The sequence below is a fragment of the Pseudomonas sp. NFPP28 genome, from assembly GCF_900115535.1.
Lineage (GTDB): Bacteria > Pseudomonadota > Gammaproteobacteria > Pseudomonadales > Pseudomonadaceae > Aquipseudomonas > Aquipseudomonas extremorientalis.
Map to the genome: position 1 here is coordinate 321,132 of NZ_FOWT01000006.1, position 16,489 is coordinate 337,620.

General features: G+C 61.3%; 17 protein-coding genes. 4 read left to right on the plus strand and 13 right to left on the minus strand.

Annotation, left to right across the window (positions count from 1 at the left end):
• Positions 1-2 precede the first annotated feature (2 nt).
• The 7 genes from gcvH to arcD (BM110_RS17945) form a co-directional block, all read right to left on the minus strand.
• Positions 3-386, minus strand: coding sequence for a glycine cleavage system protein GcvH (gcvH, locus tag BM110_RS17915; protein WP_093513913.1), 384 nt, complete (start codon positions 384-386; stop codon positions 3-5).
• Between the two features lie 368 nt (positions 387-754).
• Positions 755-2,266, minus strand: a complete 1,512-nt coding sequence (locus BM110_RS17920; RefSeq protein ID WP_093125254.1) for a sigma-54-dependent transcriptional regulator — start codon at positions 2,264-2,266, stop codon at positions 755-757.
• A gap of 111 nt (positions 2,267-2,377) precedes the next feature.
• On the minus strand, positions 2,378-2,740 hold the full coding sequence (locus BM110_RS17925; protein ID WP_058423256.1) for a DUF5064 family protein: 363 nt from the start codon (positions 2,738-2,740) through the stop codon (positions 2,378-2,380).
• Positions 2,741-2,758: 18 nt separating this feature from the next.
• Entirely contained in the window at positions 2,759-3,688 is a 930-nt protein-coding gene (gene arcC / locus BM110_RS17930) for a carbamate kinase (RefSeq protein WP_093125257.1), read from the minus strand.
• Positions 3,689-3,844: 156 nt separating this feature from the next.
• On the minus strand, positions 3,845-4,855 hold the full coding sequence (locus tag BM110_RS17935) for an ornithine carbamoyltransferase (RefSeq protein WP_058423254.1): 1,011 nt from the start codon (positions 4,853-4,855) through the stop codon (positions 3,845-3,847).
• Between the two features lie 12 nt (positions 4,856-4,867).
• Positions 4,868-6,124, minus strand: coding sequence for an arginine deiminase (gene arcA, locus BM110_RS17940; RefSeq protein WP_071489406.1), 1,257 nt, complete (start codon positions 6,122-6,124; stop codon positions 4,868-4,870).
• A 20-nt stretch (positions 6,125-6,144) separates the two neighbouring features.
• Positions 6,145-7,572, minus strand: a complete 1,428-nt coding sequence (gene arcD / locus BM110_RS17945; RefSeq protein WP_071489407.1) for an arginine-ornithine antiporter — start codon at positions 7,570-7,572, stop codon at positions 6,145-6,147.
• A 436-nt stretch (positions 7,573-8,008) separates the two neighbouring features.
• On the opposite strand from arcD (BM110_RS17945), the gene arcD (BM110_RS17950) reads away from it, so the two are divergent.
• A complete protein-coding gene (gene arcD, locus BM110_RS17950) occupies positions 8,009-9,436 on the plus strand; it encodes an arginine-ornithine antiporter (protein ID WP_093513914.1) in 1,428 nt (475 codons plus the stop codon).
• The gene (locus BM110_RS17955; protein ID WP_093513915.1) at positions 9,433-10,296 is read left to right on the plus strand and encodes a DNA-3-methyladenine glycosylase family protein; all 864 of its coding nucleotides are present in this window, start codon (positions 9,433-9,435) and stop codon (positions 10,294-10,296) included. The genes arcD (BM110_RS17950) and BM110_RS17955 overlap by 4 nt, the downstream gene beginning before the upstream one ends.
• 115 nt (positions 10,297-10,411) lie before the next feature.
• Here the strand turns inward: BM110_RS17955 and BM110_RS17960 are convergent, their stop codons facing one another.
• From BM110_RS17960 to BM110_RS17970, 3 genes are all read right to left on the minus strand, one after another.
• Complete coding sequence (locus BM110_RS17960; protein WP_093513916.1) at positions 10,412-11,761, minus strand: CoA transferase; 1,350 nt, start codon at positions 11,759-11,761, stop codon at positions 10,412-10,414.
• Positions 11,762-11,801: 40 nt separating this feature from the next.
• Positions 11,802-13,145 carry a sensor histidine kinase gene (locus BM110_RS17965; protein WP_093513917.1) on the minus strand — a complete coding sequence of 448 codons (1,344 nt, stop codon included), beginning with the start codon at positions 13,143-13,145 and terminating at the stop codon, positions 11,802-11,804.
• 68 nt (positions 13,146-13,213) lie between these two features.
• Positions 13,214-13,678, minus strand: coding sequence for an LTXXQ domain protein (locus tag BM110_RS17970; protein WP_093513918.1), 465 nt, complete (start codon positions 13,676-13,678; stop codon positions 13,214-13,216).
• 358 nt (positions 13,679-14,036) lie between these two features.
• Here BM110_RS17970 and BM110_RS17975 point away from each other — a divergent pair, with 358 nt between their 5' ends.
• Both BM110_RS17975 and BM110_RS17980 read left to right on the plus strand, forming a co-directional pair.
• Positions 14,037-14,519: an ImmA/IrrE family metallo-endopeptidase gene (locus BM110_RS17975; RefSeq protein ID WP_092246921.1), complete on the plus strand. Its 483-nt coding sequence runs from the start codon at positions 14,037-14,039 to the stop codon at positions 14,517-14,519.
• Positions 14,516-14,932, plus strand: coding sequence for a hypothetical protein (locus BM110_RS17980; RefSeq protein WP_092246924.1), 417 nt, complete (start codon positions 14,516-14,518; stop codon positions 14,930-14,932). Before BM110_RS17975 ends, BM110_RS17980 begins: the two co-directional genes overlap by 4 nt.
• A gap of 57 nt (positions 14,933-14,989) precedes the next feature.
• Here the strand turns inward: BM110_RS17980 and BM110_RS17985 are convergent, their stop codons facing one another.
• From BM110_RS17985 to BM110_RS17995, 3 genes are all read right to left on the minus strand, one after another.
• Positions 14,990-15,667, minus strand: a complete 678-nt coding sequence (locus BM110_RS17985) for a response regulator transcription factor (protein WP_071489415.1) — start codon at positions 15,665-15,667, stop codon at positions 14,990-14,992.
• 7 nt (positions 15,668-15,674) lie between these two features.
• Positions 15,675-16,082: an SH3 domain-containing protein gene (locus BM110_RS17990; RefSeq protein ID WP_092246926.1), complete on the minus strand. Its 408-nt coding sequence runs from the start codon at positions 16,080-16,082 to the stop codon at positions 15,675-15,677.
• A gap of 106 nt (positions 16,083-16,188) precedes the next feature.
• Positions 16,189-16,488 (minus strand): YciI family protein, encoded by a 300-nt coding sequence (locus BM110_RS17995; RefSeq protein ID WP_092246929.1) that lies wholly within the window; start codon positions 16,486-16,488, stop codon positions 16,189-16,191.
• Position 16,489: the final 1 nt, after the last annotated feature.

A 16,489-nucleotide genomic window follows, 5' to 3' on the forward strand; every position in this document is an offset into this window, starting at 1 on the left:
CCTCAAGCTTCAGCGTTGGCTTTGATCAGGCGATCGTACGCGTCCTGATCCAACAGTTTAGCGACTGCCCCGGCATCGGCCGGTTTAAAGCGGAAGAACCAACCTTCGCCCATCGGGTCTTCGTTGACCAGTTCCGGGCTGCCGTCAAGCTTGTCGTTCACTTCGAGGATTTCCCCGTCCAGCGGCATGTACACGCCGCTGGCGGCCTTGACCGATTCCACGGTGGACGCTTCGGCGCCCTTGTCGTAGGCCTGCAACTCCGGCAGTTGCACGAAAACCACATCACCCAGCGCGTTCTGCGCAAAAGCGGTGATACCCACGGTGACGCTGCCGTCGGCTTCGGCGCGCAGCCATTCGTGATCTTCAGTGAAACGCAACTCGCTCATGGAAACTCCTCAGGGCCAGATTCGTCTGGTGGACGGGATTGGAATAATGAGGAGTTGCTTAGCAATATCGCGGCCAACGTGATTAAACCGTTGTAAATCAATAGCTTGATAAAATCGGTTATGAGGATATGCATGTTGGCTGTATCGATTTCGCTACAGTTGGGCCTGTGAAAAAAAGCCTATGTGGATCAAAGCCTTGCATGGCGCGTAAAAAACAGGGTTGTAGCGATATCGTTACGCTGTAGCGCTTTCAGTACAGCGGATGTCGTTCTCAGACCAAAATCTGTAATGCGGTCAACGTTTGGAATGGTGCCAATGTGGGAGGGGGCAGGCCTCCTCCCACATTTGACCTCTATCGACCCAGCCAGTCAGGGCTTGCCGGTGGGAATGCCGTACTTGCGCAGACGATGGGCAATCGCCGTATGGGAAGTCTGCAAGCGGCTGGCCAGTTGGCGAGTCGAGGGGTAGCTGGTGTAGAGGGTTTCCAGCAGGTTGCGCTCGAAGTCTTCCACCGCCTGTTCCAGGCTGTCGATTTCGCCGTCGCTCTGGCGCGCCACCGAGGTGCCAGCGATGTCGAGGTCGCCGATGTCCACCAGGCTACTTTCGCAGATCGCTGCGGCGCGGAAGATCACGTTCTGCAACTGGCGTACGTTGCCCGGCCAGCGGTTGCCCAGCAGCGCCGGGTAAGTGCCGGGCGCCAGGCGGCAGACCGGGCGCTGGATCTGCGCACAGGCCTGCTGCATGAAATAGCGGGCCAGCAACAGGATGTCCTGGCCGCGTGCGCGCAGGGGCGGTACTTCGACGTTGAGCACGTTGAGGCGGTAGAACAGGTCTTCGCGGAAGGTGCCTTCGCTGACCATCTTCTCCAGGTCGCGGTGGGTGGCGCTGAGGATGCGCACATTGACCTTCACTTCACGGTCGCCACCGACACGCCGGAAGCTGCCGTCATTGAGAAAACGCAGCAGCTTGGCCTGCAAGTACGGCGACATCTCGCCGATCTCATCGAGGAACACCGTGCCCTGGTTGGCCAGTTCCATCAGCCCCGGCTTGCCACCGCGCTGCGCGCCGGTAAAGGCGCCGGGCGCATAGCCGAACAGTTCACTCTCGGCGAGGTTTTCCGGCAGCGCCGCGCAGTTCAAGGCCAGGAACGGCGCACTGTGACGTGCACTGATGGCGTGACAGGCACGCGCCACCAATTCTTTACCGGTGCCGGTCTCACCCTGGATCAACAGCGGCGCATCCAACGCCGCCACGCGCTGCGCGCGCGCCTTTAGGGTGCGGATCACCGGCGACTCGCCAAGCAGCGCGTCAAAGCCCTCCGCATGATCATGGTGCAGCGCCGACAGTTGTTCACCGATGCGGTTGGGTTGGTAGAGGGTGAGCAGGGCGCCCGCGTCAGTGATCGGCGTGGCGTCCAGCAGCAGGGTCTGACCGTTGACGCTGATCTCGCGCAGCGGCAAGCGAAAGCCCTGTTCCAGCAAGGTGTCCAGCAGCGTAGGGTCGTTGAACAGTGCGCTGATGCTTTCGCCGGCCGGTTCGCGGCCATACAGGGCGATCAGCGCCGGGTTCGCGAGCAGGATCTTGCCCGCGCTGTCCAGCGCCAGCACCGGGTCGGTCATGGCGGCCAGCAGGGCGTCGAGTTGCAGGTGACGGCGTTGGCCGGGGAGGATGTCCACCACGGTCACCGCCTGCACGCCGTGCACGCTGAACAGCGCGTCGCGCAGTTCTTCGAGCACATCGGCGCTGAGGGTCGGCGCGTCGATGTAGACGTTGGGCGGCACCATCTCCACCGCATCCAGATTGAGATTGCGCCCACCGAGCAGGGCCAGGACTTCCTGGGTAATGCCGACGCGGTCGATGAAGCTGACGTGGATACGCATGGGGCGCTAACGATTCTGGGGAGCTGGAGGCGGCAAGTATGCCTTGCAGATGTTGGAGATCAAAATGTGGGAGGGGGCAAGCCGCCTCCCACCGTTGAAGCTGAGTGTCCTTTATTCCAGGTGTTCGGGTTTGATCGGGTCCCCGGCCTTCACATCCAATTGATGCCGCACATCCTCGAACATCAGGTCGTACTGCTTGTGCATCGAGCCGTTCAATACCGCGACCTTCGGCATCCCATACTTCTGCGCGATGTTCATCGCATGCCGCGCAAAGTCGAACGCCTGGTCCTTGGGCAGGAAGAACTCTTCCTTGAGGTCCTTGCCCTGCACCGAGCCATGCAGCTTGAACAGCATGCCCTTGCCCTCCTTTGGGTCCTGGCTGACTTCGTAGTCGATGCACAGGTTGTAGCTGTAGTCCTGGGCATTCAGTGCGTGACGTTCAACATGCAAGTGACCGGGTTCAAAGGTGGCCATAGGCGTCTCTCCTCTACTTCACAGATAGGTGATGCCAGGTGTTGCCGTGCTGATGCGGGTGCCGGCGCTGCCCTGGACGATGGCTTCGATGTCCGAGAGTGAACCGATGACGGCGGTTTTGCCAGTCTTGCGGGCGAACTCGCAGGCCGCTTGCACCTTGGGGCCCATGGAACCGGCGGCGAAGCCGAGCTTTTCCATTTCGTCGGGATGGGCTTGGCCGATGGCTTTCTGGGTCGGCTTGCCGTAGTCGATGAAGGCCGCGTTGACGTCGGTGGCGATCACCAGCAAATCGGCGTCCAGTTGCGAGGCCAGCAGCGAGGAACACAGGTCCTTGTCGATCACGGCCTCAATCCCGCGCAGCTTGCCGTCTTCGCCATACATCGTCGGGATGCCGCCGCCGCCGGCGCAGATCACGATAGCGCTTTTTTCCAGCAGCCACTTGATCGGGCGGATTTCAAAAATGTGTTTGGGCCGTGGGCTGGCAACAACGCGACGGTACTTGTCACCATCCGGCGCAATGGCCCAGCCTTTTTCGGCGGCGAGTTTCTCCGCTTCGGCCTTGGAGTACACCGGGCCGATGGGCTTGGTCGGGTTCTTGAAGGCAGGGTCCTTGGCGTCCACTTCCACTTGGGTGAGCAGGGTGGCGAAGGGCACCTCGAAGTCCAGCAGGTTGCCCAGTTCCTGTTCGATGATGTAGCCGATCATGCCTTCGGTCTCGGCGCCGAGCACGTCCAGCGGGTACGGTGACACCTGGGTGTAGGCCGCCGCCTGCAACGACAGCAGGCCGACCTGCGGGCCATTGCCGTGGGCGATCACCAGCTCGTTGCCGGCATGGATCTTGGCGATCTGTTCGGTGGCGATGCGGATATTGGAGCGCTGGTTGTCCGCGGTCATGGGTTCACCACGGCGCAGGAGGGCGTTGCCGCCCAGGGCTACGACGATGCGCATACAAAATGTCCTTCTGAAAGTTCTGATGACGGAGCGCGGTCAATGTGGGAGCTGGCTTGCCTGCGATAGCATCACTGCAGCCTTCTTGAAAGACCGAGGTGCCTGCATCGCGGGCAAGCCCGGCTCCCACATTTGTCCTCATTGCCAACTAGAGGTTTAGATATCTGCGAGAGCCGACACCAGAATCGCCTTGATGGTATGCATGCGGTTTTCCGCCTGCTCGAACGCGATGTTGGCCGGCGACTCGAACACCTCTTCAGTCACCTCCACGCCATTGGCCAGGTTCGGGTACCGCGCGGCGATGTCCTTGCCCACCTTGGTTTCGCTGTTGTGAAACGCCGGCAGGCAGTGCATGAATTTCACCCGTGGGTTGCCCGAGGCTTTCATCATCTTGGCGTTGACCTGGTACGGCAGCAGTTGCTCGATGCGCTCGTCCCACGCTTCCACCGGCTCGCCCATGGAGACCCAGATATCGGTGTGGATGAAGTCCACGCCTTTCACTGCTTCCTTCGGGTCTTCGGTGATGGTGATGCGTGCGCCACTTTCTTCGGCAAACGCCTGGCATTGCTTGATGAAGTCCGCGTGCGGCCACAGCGCTTTCGGTGCGCCGATGCGCACGTCCATGCCCAGCTTGGCGCCGATCATCAACAGCGAATTGCCCATGTTGTAGCGCGCGTCACCGAGGTAGGCGTAGCTGATGTCATGCAGCGGCTTGTCGCTGTGTTCGCGCATGGTCAGGGTGTCGGCGATCATTTGGGTCGGGTGGAATTCGGCAGTGAGGCCGTTGAACACCGGCACGCCGGCGAACTTGGCCAGCTCTTCGACGATTTCCTGCTCGAAGCCACGGTACTCGATCGCATCAAACATGCGGCCGAGCACGCGGGCGGTGTCTTTCATGCTTTCCTTGTGGCCGATCTGCGACGACACCGGGTCGATGTAGGTGACGTGGGCGCCCTGGTCATGGGCCGCGACTTCGAACGCGCAGCGGGTGCGGGTCGAAGTTTTTTCGAAGATCAGCGCGATGTTCTTGCCCTGCAGGTGCGGACGCTCGGTGCCGGTGTATTTGGCGCGCTTGAGGTCGCGTGAAAGGTCCAGCAGGTAGTGCAGTTCGCGGGTGGTGTGGTGCATCAGCGACAGCAGGCTGCGGTTGCGCATATTGAAAGCCATGATGGAATCTCCTTAATAGTCGATAGGGTCGCGGATGATCGGGCAGGTCATGCAGTGGCCGCCGCCACGCCCGCGGCCGAGTTCACCGGCGCTGATGGTGATGACTTCCACGCCGGCCTTGCGCAGCAGGGTGTTGGTGTAGGTATTGCGGTCGTAACCGATCACCACGCCAGGCTCCACGGCCACTACGTTGTTACCGTCATCCCACTGTTCGCGCTCGGCGGCGAAGCTGTTGCCGCCGGTCTCGACCACGCGCAGTGCCTTGAGGTTGAGGGCTGCGGCCACGGTTTCGAGGAAGTTGGTTTTCTCGCGTTGGATGTCGATGCCGTGCGGCTTGCTCTCATCCGGGCGCAGGGTGAACGGCACGATCTGATTGACCACTTCGGGGAAGACGGTCACCAGGTCGCGGTCGCAGAAGCTGAACACGGTGTCCAGGTGCATCGCCGCGCGGGATTTCGGCAGGCCGGCGACGATCACGCGCTCCACCGCCTTGTTCTTGAACAGGTTGCGCGCCAGTTGGCCGATGGCCTGGTGGGATGAGCGCTCGCCCATGCCAATCAGTACCACGCCGTTGCCGATCGGCATCACGTCGCCGCCTTCCAGGGTGGAGGCGCCGTGCTCCTGGTCGGGGTCGCCGTACCAGATCTGGAAGTCCGCGTTGGTGAACTCGGGGTGGAATTTATAGATGGCCGAGGCCAGCAGGGTTTCCTGGCGTCGCGCCGGCCAGTACATCGGGTTCAGCGTCACGCCGCCGTAGATCCAGCAGGTGGTGTCGCGGGTGAACTGGGTGTTGGGCAGCGGCGGCAGGATGAAGCTCGAATGCCCGAGGAAGTCGCGGAACATCTCGATGGTCTTGCCGCCGAAGCTGCTCGGCAGGTCGTCGGCCGACACGCCGCCAATCAGGTACTCACTGATTTTGCGCGGCTCCAGGCTGCGCAGCCAGGAGCCGACTTCATCGACCAGACCGAGGCCAACCGTGTTGGCGGTGATCTTGCGCTCCAGGATCCAGTCCAATGCTTCGGGGATGGCGACGATGTCGGTGAGCAGGTTGTGCATTTCCAGCACATCAATATCCCGCTCGCGCATCTTGGTGACGAAGTCGAAGTGGTCGCGCTTGGCCTGGGCCACCCACAGCACGTCATCGAACAGCAGTTCATCGCAGTTGTTGGGGGTCAGCCGCTGGTGGGCCAAACCTGGGGAGCACACCATGACTTTGCGCAGTTTGCCGGCTTCGGAATGTACGCCGTACTTCACTTTTTCCGTGGTCATTACAGATCCTCCAGTCAGAATTACAGAGTCAGGAAGCCGTCGTAGAGGCCATAGGCAGCCACCAGGGCGCCAATGACTACCGCGGCGAAAATCAGCTTCTCGACGTTGGTGAAAATCGGTTTGCCCAGTTCATGCTTGGCCTTGGCGAACAGGATCACGCCGGGGGCATACAGCAGGGCGGAAAGCAGCAGGTATTTGACGCCGCCGGCGTAAAGCAGCCAGACCGCATAGACCAGCGCGATAGCGCCGATGAACAGGTCTTTCTTGCGCTCGGCAATGGCGTTTTCGTAAGTCTCGCCGCGTACCGCCAGCAGCAACGCGTAGGCCGCCGACCACAGGTAGGGCACCAGGATCATCGAGGTGGCGAGGTAGATCAGCGACAGGTAGGTGCTGGCGGAAAACAGCGTGATCACCAGGAATATCTGCACCATGGCGTTGGTCAGCCACAGGGCGTTGGCCGGTACGTGATTGGCGTTCTCCTTGCGCAGGAACTCCGGCATGGTGTGGTCCTTGGCTGCGGCGAACATGATCTCCGCACACAGCAGCACCCACGACAGCAGCGCCCCCAGCAGCGAGATGATCAAGCCGACGCTGATCAGCACCGCGCCCCAGTGGCCCACCACATGCTCCAGCACGGCGGCCATCGACGGGTTCTGCAGCTTGGCCAGTTCCGGTTGGGTCATGATCCCCAGGGACAGCACGTTCACCAGCATCAGGAACAGCAGCACGGTGATAAAGCCGATCACGGTGGCCTTGCCCACGTCGGAGCGTTTTTCCGCACGGGACGAGAAGATGCTCGCGCCTTCGATGCCGATGAACACCCACACGGTGACCAGCATCATGTTGCGCACCTGGTTCATCACACTGCCCAGGTCGGGGTTTTTCACGCCCCAGATGTCGGCGGTGAAGATGTCCAGCTTGAATGCGAACAGCGCGATCAGCACGAACAGCACCAGCGGCACGACCTTGGCGACGGTGGTGACCAGGTTGATGAACGCCGCTTCCTTGATCCCGCGCAGCACCAGGAAATGTACGGCCCACAGCAGCACCGAGGCACCGATCACCGCAGCCGGCGTGTTGCCTTCGCCGAAAATGGGGAAGAAGTAACCCAGGGTGCTGAACAGCAACACGAAGTAACCCACGTTGCCCAGCCACGCACTGATCCAGTAACCCCAGGCGGACGAGAAACCCATGTAATCGCCGAAACCCGCCTTGGCGTAGGCGTACACGCCACCGTCGAGGTCGGGCTTGCGGTTGGCGAGGGTCTGGAACACAAAAGCGAGGGTCAACATGCCGATGGCGGTAATTACCCAACCAATCAATACCGCGCCAACATCGGCACTGGCGGCCATGTTTTGCGGCAGTGAAAAGATCCCGCCGCCAATCATCGAGCCCACGACAAGTGCAACCAGTGCGCCGAGTCGTAGTTTTCCGGGAGATTCAGACATCGCATAACTCCAATGCAGGAGAAGAGAGACCACAGAATAAATCCGTGCGCTAATCAAACAGCTGACTCAGATCACTTCATTGGCACATTCCATTGTGAATTAATGACTTAGGGTAGAAGTTCGTGGGCGATGCAAATCCTCGGGAAAGCTTGGCGCAGAGCCATCTATCCCTTTTTGATTAATCATTTGGCCAAGTCTATGGACGTTTGAAGCTAGTCCGTATTCCTGAATGTGCAAACTTTTTGAACGATGTTTTACGAAGTCTCAGACCCAGGCGTATTTAAATTCTAAATACGCCTGAACGGGACGACCTGACATGCCATTGTGTTATGAGCTCGTCTGTTTTATCGCCTTCACTAATAACCGCTACACTCGCTGAGTTAATTAGCCGAGTGCACGGTTGTCAGCTCAAGTTGCAGTTCATTCAGGAGTGTTCATGTCTCAACCGGCCCAGAAACTGCGTCTTGGTGCCCTGATTGCCTTGGTGGTGGGGTCGATGATCGGCGGCGGGATTTTTTCCTTGCCGCAAAACATGGCCGCACGCGCCGAGGTGGGGGCCGTGTTGATCGGCTGGGCGATCACCGCGGTCGGCATGCTGACCCTGGCCTTCGTGTTCCAGACCCTGGCCAATCGCAAGCCCGAACTGGATTCGGGCGTGTATGCCTACGCCAAGGCCGGGTTCGGTGACTACATGGGGTTCTCGTCGGCCTGGGGCTACTGGATCAGCGCGTGGATGGGCAACGTCGGTTACTTCGTGTTGCTATTCAGTACCCTCGGCTACTTTTTCCCGGTGTTCGGCCAGGGCAACACGCCGGTGGCCATCGGCTGCGCATCATTGTTGCTGTGGGCCGTGCATTTTCTGGTGCTGCGCGGGATCAAGGAGGCAGCGTTCATCAACCAGATCACCACGGTGGCGAAGATCGTGCCGTTGCTGATGTTTATCGTGATCGCCGCCGTAGCGTTCAAGGCGGATATCTTCACTCGCGATATCTGGGGCCTGGGCAACCCGAATATGGGCAACGTGGTGGACCAGGTGCGCAACATGATGCTGGTCACCGTGTTTGTGTTTATCGGCATTGAGGGCGCCAGTGTGTACTCGGCGCGGGCCGAGAAACGCTCGGACGTGGGCCGCGCCACGGTGATCGGTTTTCTGGGCGTGCTGGCCCTGCTGGTGCTGGTGAATGTGTTGTCCCTGGGCATCATGAGCCAGCCGGAACTCGCGCAATTGCAAAACCCGTCCCTGGCCGGTGTGCTGGAGCATATCGTCGGCCCCTGGGGGGCGATGGCGATCAGCATCGGCCTGGCGGTGTCACTGCTCGGCGCCTTGTTGTCCTGGGCGCTGCTCTGTGCGGAAATCCTCTACGCCACGGCCCATGACAAGACCATGCCGGCGTTCCTGAAAAAGGAAAACGCCAACCAGGTGCCAGTCAACGCGCTGTGGCTGACCAATGTGATGATCCAGGTGTTCCTGGTGATCACGCTGTTTTCCCACAGCACCTACACCACCCTGATTTACCTGGCCTCGTCGATGATCCTGGTGCCCTACCTGTGGTCGGCGGCGTATGCCGTGTTATTGAGCGGGCGCGGCGAAACCTACGAAGATGCCCACGGCCAGCGCTTGAAGGACTTGCTGGTGGGCCTGATTGCACTCGGCTACGCCGTGTGGCTGCTCTACGCCGGGGGCTTGAAGTACCTGCTGCTGTCGGCGCTGTTGTATGCGCCGGGGGCGATACTGTTTGCCCTCGCCAAGCGTGAGCAGCGCCAGCCCTTGTTTACCCACATGGAAAAAGGCATTTTCAGCTGTGTGATCACCGGCGCGGGGCTGGCGGCGTATGGGCTGTACAGTGGGGTATTGTCGTTGTGAGGCTGACGTATCAGCCGCCTTATGATTGGGCGGCGATGGTGGGTTTTCTGGCGGCGCGGGCAATTACGGGTATGGAGACCGTCGAGGCCGGCGTTTACCGGCGCAGCATCAGCGTGGGTGGCCGGCATGGCTGGCTCAGCGTCGCGCCGGGCGCGGGTGACTGGCTGGACGTTGCGGTGGATTTTCCGGAGGCGGCGGCGCTGCCCGAGATCGATCGGCGCTTGCGCAACATGTTTGATCTGGACGCCCAACCTCAACGGATCAGCGCTCAACTGGCGACTGATCCCTTGATGGCTCAGCTGGTTGCGGCCCGTCCCGGCCTGCGTGTGCCGGGCACCTGGGACGGCCTGGAGTTGGCGATTCGTGCAGTGCTGGGCCAGCAGATTACGGTGGTGGCGGCGATTCGCCTGGCGGGCAAGTTGGTGGCGCAGTATGGCCAACTGCTTGAGACGCCGTACGCCGGTATCACCCATGTGTTCCCCGCGCCCGAGGTGCTGGCGGCGGCGGACCTGGCCACCTTGGGCATGCCGAAGGCGCGTGGGCGGACCTTGTCCGGTGTCGCGCAGGCGCTCCTGGATGACCCTGAGGTGTTCGAACCCAAGGCCAGCCTCAAGGAAGGTGTGGCGCGCTTGGTGGCGTTGCCGGGGATTGGCGACTGGACCGCGCAGTACATCGCCATGCGCCAGATGCGTGAGGCGGATGCATTTGCGTCGGGGGATATCGGGTTGATCAATGCGTTGGCGGCACTGGAAGGAGGGCCGGTGTCGGCGCGGCAGTTGCTGGCGCGGGCCGAGGCGTGGCGGCCGTTGCGGGCGTATGCAGCGCAGCATCTCTGGACGTCGTTGCAGCGCTTAGATTGATGTTGCCTGTACTGGCCTCATCGCAGGCAAGCCAGCTCCCACACTTGACCGAGTACATCCTTTGGAATGTGGTCAAGATGTGGGAAGTGGCTTGCCCCCGATGGCGATAGTCGAGTCACCACTGCGCTCGGTGTGAACCCAGTTCCCCAGCCGGCAGATCCCACTGCAACGGCGTGCCGCTGATAGTCACCGGCGGCAACAATCGATGCGCCTGGCCCCAGGCCGTCTGTTCCACTACCAGGCCTTGATCGCTCGGTTGCTCTGCCCGCAACGCCGGCTGCTCCGGCACTTGTCCGGCGTCCACCAGCAACTTCGCCGTACGCGCCAGCGACAACAGCGCCGACCCACCACGGCCGGATTTCAATCGCTCACTGAGTGCCTGAATCGCACTGGCCGCCATCAAATACCCGGTGGCGTGATCCAGCGCCTGCAATGGCAGCGGCACCGGTTTGTCCGCTTGTTTCCAGGCCATGCCCGCGGCGGCAATCCCGCTGCTCATCTGCACCAGGCTGTCGAAACCCCGGCGATTGCGCCACGGGCCGCTCCAGCCGTAGGCGTTGAGGCTCACGTCGATCAGGCCGGGGGCGAGGGTTTGCAGTTCACTGGCGCTGTAGCCCAGTTGTTCCAGGGCGTCGGCACGGTAACCGTGGAACACAATGTCGGCGTCCTTGAGCAGGCGCTCGAAAACCTCGCGGTCTTGGGCGCTTTTCAAGTCCAGGCGGGCGCAGCGTTTGCCCAGGGTCATTTCCGGCACCACGCCGGGTTCGTTCCAGGTCGGCGAGTCGATACGCAATACATCCGCACCCAACCCTGCGAGGAAGCGGCTGGCCACCGGGCCGGCCAGCACGCGGGTCAGGTCCAGCACCTTGAGGCCCGCCAGCGGCCGCGCCACCGAGCCGAGCCAGGGCTTTTTGACGGAGGTTGCAAAGGTCTGGCGCTGCACCAGGGCCTCGGCATTGACGGCCAGGCCCTGAGGGTGGGTTTGCCAGGCTTGCCAAGTACGCATCTGCGCGGCGCAACCGCCTTCATCGACAATCGCCTGTTCCAGTTCGGCGGTATTCCAAGTGGCAACTTTGTTGGCCATCGCGATGCGATCAGCCACCTTGCCCAGTACCCGTTCGGCGGCGGCGCGGTGGTGGGGTGCGTTGGTGTGCAGGCGAATCCAGCCATCGGCGCTGGCGTAGTCACCGGCCACCGGGTCCCACAGCGGCGGCGTCTCCCAGCCTACCGGACGAATCGAAGACGAGAACCAGAAGGACGCGAGTCGCCGGTCTACGCTGACGCCGGGAAGGCGCCCGGTCTGTTGCTGGATCAGCTGGGCCACGGCCTGGCCGGCCGCACCGATACTGGCAACGGCCAGGTCGGTGACGGCAAAGGCCGAGGGCAGGGCGCCGGCTTCGGTGCTGGTCAGCGGCGTGGGCGGTAGATCGAGTGCGGCTTGGATGGGAGTCAGCAGGTTTGTCATCAAAGGCCCTCCATGAGAGAAGGGCCACTATAGAAGATCATCAGGCCGGTGTGACAATCCCGGGTTCCAGCGGCAGGTCGATACTGGCGATAAAACCGCCTTGGGCGTGATTGGCCAGGAACAGGCTGCCGCCATGGCGCTCGGCGGCGCGACGGGCAATCGCCAGGCCCAAGCCGTGACCTTGTGCGGTCTGGCCTGGGGCGCGGTAGAACGGTTCGCCCAATTGGCTCAGGTGTTCGGCGTCAACGCCGGGGCCGTGGTCGCGCACGCTGATCACAATATGCTCGCCGTGAAGGTGGGCGTGCAGCTCGATCGGCTGGCCCGGCGGGTTGAAGCGCTGGGCGTTGCGCAGCAGGTTGTCCACTGCCCGTTCGATCATGGTCGGCCACCCCTTGAGATGCAGTTCGGGATCGGTGGTGAGCTGCACCACCTGGTCGGGCGCGCTGAGTTGGGCGTCCTTTTGCAGGGTCTTGAGCAACGGGTTGAGGTCGATCTCTTCGGCGCTGGCGTTATCGGCATCGACGCGGGCCAGTACCAGAATCTCGCTGATCAGTGCCTCCAGGCGATCACATTCGCGGGTCAGGCGAGGCCAGAGTTTTTCCCGTTCTTCGGGGCTGGCGCGTTCGGCCAGGGCCAGGGCGATGCGCAGGCGGGCCAGCGGCGAACGCAGTTCATGGGACACGTCGCGCAGCAACTGGCGCTGGCTGCCGATCAGGCTTTGCAGGCGCGCGCCCATGCGGTTGAAGTCGGTGGCCAGCACGCCGAATTCATCGCGTCGGTTGGCCAGCTGCGCCAGGCTGTTTTGCTGGTAGGTGGCTTGCCCCAGGTCATGCACGGCGCCGCGCAGTCGGCTCAAGGGGCGCGTGATGGACAGCGTCACGAACAGGCTGAACAGGGTCAGCACCACCAAGGCGATGACCAATGCGCTCAACGGCCATGTCAGGCTGCTGCGATGCCATTCGTCCAGTTCCGGGTGCGGGATGCGGTAGATCAACAGGTAAGTGTCGCCGGTCTTCTCACTGGTGTATTCAGCGGTCAGGCGACGCCAGGGCAGGTGGCCGTCCTTGCTATCGTTCTGGCGGGCTTCGAAGGCGGCGGCACGGCGGGGAAAGGTGCCGCGCACCACCGGCTCGCCGCTTTCGTTCAGCACCTGCACGTCGATGTGGTACTGGCGTTTGCGCTGTTGCAGCAAATCCTGGGCAGCGTCCTCACCCTGGGTTTCGTAGAGTTGGGTCCACTCTTCGGCCAGGTTGTTGAGGCCTGGGTGACGGCTGAGAATCCAGGCATCTTGATTGAGCATATGCCCAAGCAGGATCGACAACCCGGCAACCAAGGCGATGGCCAGCCAGAAACTGGCCAGGATGCGCCAGAACAATGAACGCACAGGAAACCCTCAAGCAGGAAAAGCCCAGTGGCGGCGGCCACTGGGCTAGGAGCGTTAACGCGGGGGCATTATTGCGCTTTTTGCGGCTGTTGCGCTTTCCAGGCCTGGAATTCCTTCCATTCGGCGCGGCGCTGTTCCTGCTGCTTGACGATCTCGTCGAATTTCTTCTGCTGGTCAGGCTTGAGTACGGCGCGGATATCCGCCTGGGTTTTCTGCTTGCCGGCGGCGATTTCGTCCTGCATGGCCTTCTGGTCAGCAGCCGGGAGCTTGTCCAGGTACTTCCTGGTCAGGTCCTTGCGAGCGTGCCACTGGTCGCTCATCAATTTGCGGATCTGCTCGCGCTGTTCCTTGCTCAGGTCCAGTTGGCTGAAGGGCCCGCCTTTGCCACGCGGACCGTGTTCGCCGCCGTGACCCGGGCCACCCATCATATGGCCTTCAGGGCCGCCCATCGGGCCCGGGCCTTCGGGCATTGCCGCCATGGCAACGGTCGGCAGGGCAGCGGCGAACATCAAAGCGATAAGGGTCTTGCGCATGGTAATTCTCCTGTCTCTATTCCGGTGAGTCCGGATGTGAGTAGATTAAGGCGATCAAGGTCAGCGGCGGTCAGGTGTGGGTAAAGCTTGGGTAAAGAGGGTTTTGGACTGAGTTGACAAAACTGCCGATAGCTATAGGAAAAGAGGGGCTCACTCAATTGCTACAGCATGTCTTGAGGGAGTTGGCGTGTGGTCGTGATGGCTGTATAAATGAACAGCTTTTTTCGATGAGGCCCTGAGTGCTAAACATTTTTAACCTGTCAACTACAATTTGACGGGGTCTATCGACTTGTTCAGACTTCGATCTCATTTCTGACCCCGTCAAACTACCGTTCCCGCCATCTATTAAGGAGGCCGCATGGAGTACCGAACTGCAGACGACGTCCTGCGTGCCCACTGGAATGGTCGGTTGCCGGTGAACCCGATAGCCATTGCCGAGGCAATGGCTATCGAGGTGAAGGCGCTTGCACCTTTTGAACCGGATACCTGGCGACCGAATGAAAGCGGCCATTACTCCTTCCGGGACGGCGCTCCGCTGATTACTTACAACTTCATGGATGCGCCGGTAAGGCAGCGTTTCACCATTGCGCACGAGATTGGTCACCATGTGCACGGAGACCTGGACGCACCTCGAGATACTTCCGAGCAGTTCAGTGCCAAGTCCAGGGACCCGAAAGAGATCGCAGCCAATCGATTTGCCGCTGCTCTGTTGATGCCGGCCGCGCTGGTGAAACATATGGTGCTTGAGCAGCGCGTCACAGACATCGTAAAGCTGGCCAGTGCTTTTGGTGTGTCGACGGCAGCAATGGAATTCAGGCTGAAGGCGATTGGGCTTTTATGATTGATACCAGCGACGACCTGGCGGGAGGCGAGGCTGATAATCCTGGCCTGATCAGCGACTATCTGAGAAGAGAGTCCTGGCGCTTCAGGTGGGAGAAGCGACTGACGACCGTCACCGTCGTCTTGATCTTGTTGTTTTACATTGCGCTGTTGGGCTTCGTCTTTTTGGGAAACATCCGGGTCTCAGCCGGCGCCTGGTATTTTTTCAGCGCCGTGCGCCCGCACAGTACGGGTGATATTCCCATCATCGTGGCCCTCTCAACCGTCCCGACCCTGCTGTTGATCGCGCTGCTACGGTATTTCCACCACCGGCCCAAGTCAGATCCAGATGATTTGCAGGCACCGCTGCCCATCAGTGTCGAAGCGGCGAAAGCGATCATCAAGGCGACGACCGACGCGATGAAAACCCCTTGAACAACAAGCCCAGCCTGCCAGCTGGGCTTGTTGCATCAGAATGGACCCCGCGTGTTTTTACAGGCTGTAGTAGTAACCCCGACTGCGCAACGCCACGATGCGTGGCCGTCCGTCCGGGTGCGGGCCGATTTTTTTGCGCAGGTTGCTCACGTGCATGTCCAGGCTGCGATCGTAAAGGGTCAACTTGCGACCCAGGGCGATCTGCGCCAGTTCCTGTTTGTCCAGCGGCTCGCCGGGCTGGCGCAGCAAGGCTTCCAGCAGGCGGCTTTCGGAGACGGTGAGGGAAAATTCCTGTTCATCGATGCTGACCACGCCGCGCACCGGGCTGAAACACAGGTCGCCCAATTCGAGCTGGGTGGACACGGCGGCCGGGTGGCTGCGGCGCAGCACGGCGCGCAGCCGGGCGGTAAGCTCGCGTGGGTCGCAGGGCTTGGCCAGGTAATCGTCGGCGCCCAGTTCCAGGCCGAGGATGCGGTCCAGCGGTTCGCCGCGTGCCGAGAGCATCAGCACCGGCAGCTCCGGGTGGTCGTTTCGCAATTGCTTGAGCAGTTCCAGGCCGCTGCCGTCGGGCAGCATCACGTCGAGTACCACCGCGGCCGGGGCACTGTCGGCCAAGGCTTTGCGGGCGCTCAAGCCATCATGGCAGGCACGCACCTGGAAGCCTTCCTGGCTCAACCAACTGGTCAGCAGCTCGCAGAGCTCCTGGTCATCATCTATCAGTAACAGCTCGCTCATGACTCACTCAATTTAGCCATTGTCGACGGCGACGGTGCCCACCGCTGGCGAAGATCCCGCACAGCAAGGCGATCAGCGCGACGGCCCCACCGGTGACGAACCATTGTTGCTGCTCGGTCAGCCATCGGGTCAAGGCGCCGCCCTGTGTTTCTTTGAGTTGCTGGGCCAGGCGTTGGTTCTCTTGGCGAAGGCGACTCAGTTGGGCGCTTTCGCGGGTAGCCTCTACGTTTTGCAGTTGCTTGCTCAATTCTTCACGCTGGCGTTCGCTTTCTTTCAACCGCTGCTGCAACTCGGTGATCTGGGCGCCGGCACTCAAGGACAGAGGCGTGGAACTGCCGGTGTTCGAGGTTTCTTCAGCGTGGGCCGTAGCCCCGATCATTACCACTGCCAACAGACACAACTGACGTAAGCGCATCGGAACTCCTGATTCCACACGAATATTCAGAACGTTGTCGGCAGGTTACCGAGAATAATGAGCAATTAGGAGCGCGCCGAACCGATTAGGTTCGGCGTGGCCGTGATCAAGGCAGGACTTGCTTGAACGGCTTGATCACGACGTCGGCGTAAACGCCGGCAGCTACATAAGGATCAGCCTTGGCCCAGGCCTGGGCCAAGGCCAGGGAGGCAAACTCGGCGACGATCAGGCTACCGGTGAACCCGGCGTCGCCTGGGTCGTTGCTGTCTACCGCAGGGTGTGGACCCGCCAGCACGATACGGCCTTCGGCCTGCAGCTGCTTGAGGCGCTCGACATGGGCCGGGCGCACGCTCAGGCGTTTTTCCAGCGAGTCGGCAACGTCGGTGGCAATGATGGCGTAGAGCATG

Coding starts and splice junctions, on each gene's coding strand:
- gcvH (WP_093513913.1), bottom strand. CDS start 386: ATGAGCGAGTTGCGTTTCACTGAAGATCACGAATGGCTGCGCGCCGAA.
- BM110_RS17920 (WP_093125254.1), bottom strand. CDS start 2,266: ATGCGTATCCACGTCAGCTTCATCGACCGCGTCGGCATTACCCAGGAA.
- BM110_RS17925 (WP_058423256.1), bottom strand. CDS start 2,740: ATGGCCACCTTTGAACCCGGTCACTTGCATGTTGAACGTCACGCACTG.
- arcC (WP_093125257.1), bottom strand. CDS start 3,688: ATGCGCATCGTCGTAGCCCTGGGCGGCAACGCCCTCCTGCGCCGTGGT.
- BM110_RS17935 (WP_058423254.1), bottom strand. CDS start 4,855: ATGGCTTTCAATATGCGCAACCGCAGCCTGCTGTCGCTGATGCACCAC.
- arcA (WP_071489406.1), bottom strand. CDS start 6,124: ATGACCACGGAAAAAGTGAAGTACGGCGTACATTCCGAAGCCGGCAAA.
- arcD (WP_071489407.1), bottom strand. CDS start 7,572: ATGTCTGAATCTCCCGGAAAACTACGACTCGGCGCACTGGTTGCACTT.
- arcD (WP_093513914.1), top strand. CDS start 8,009: ATGTCTCAACCGGCCCAGAAACTGCGTCTTGGTGCCCTGATTGCCTTG.
- BM110_RS17960 (WP_093513916.1), bottom strand. CDS start 11,761: ATGACAAACCTGCTGACTCCCATCCAAGCCGCACTCGATCTACCGCCC.
- BM110_RS17970 (WP_093513918.1), bottom strand. CDS start 13,678: ATGCGCAAGACCCTTATCGCTTTGATGTTCGCCGCTGCCCTGCCGACC.
- BM110_RS17975 (WP_092246921.1), top strand. CDS start 14,037: ATGGAGTACCGAACTGCAGACGACGTCCTGCGTGCCCACTGGAATGGT.
- BM110_RS17980 (WP_092246924.1), top strand. CDS start 14,516: ATGATTGATACCAGCGACGACCTGGCGGGAGGCGAGGCTGATAATCCT.
- BM110_RS17985 (WP_071489415.1), bottom strand. CDS start 15,667: ATGAGCGAGCTGTTACTGATAGATGATGACCAGGAGCTCTGCGAGCTG.
- BM110_RS17990 (WP_092246926.1), bottom strand. CDS start 16,082: ATGCGCTTACGTCAGTTGTGTCTGTTGGCAGTGGTAATGATCGGGGCT.
- BM110_RS17995 (WP_092246929.1), bottom strand. CDS start 16,488: ATGCTCTACGCCATCATTGCCACCGACGTTGCCGACTCGCTGGAAAAA.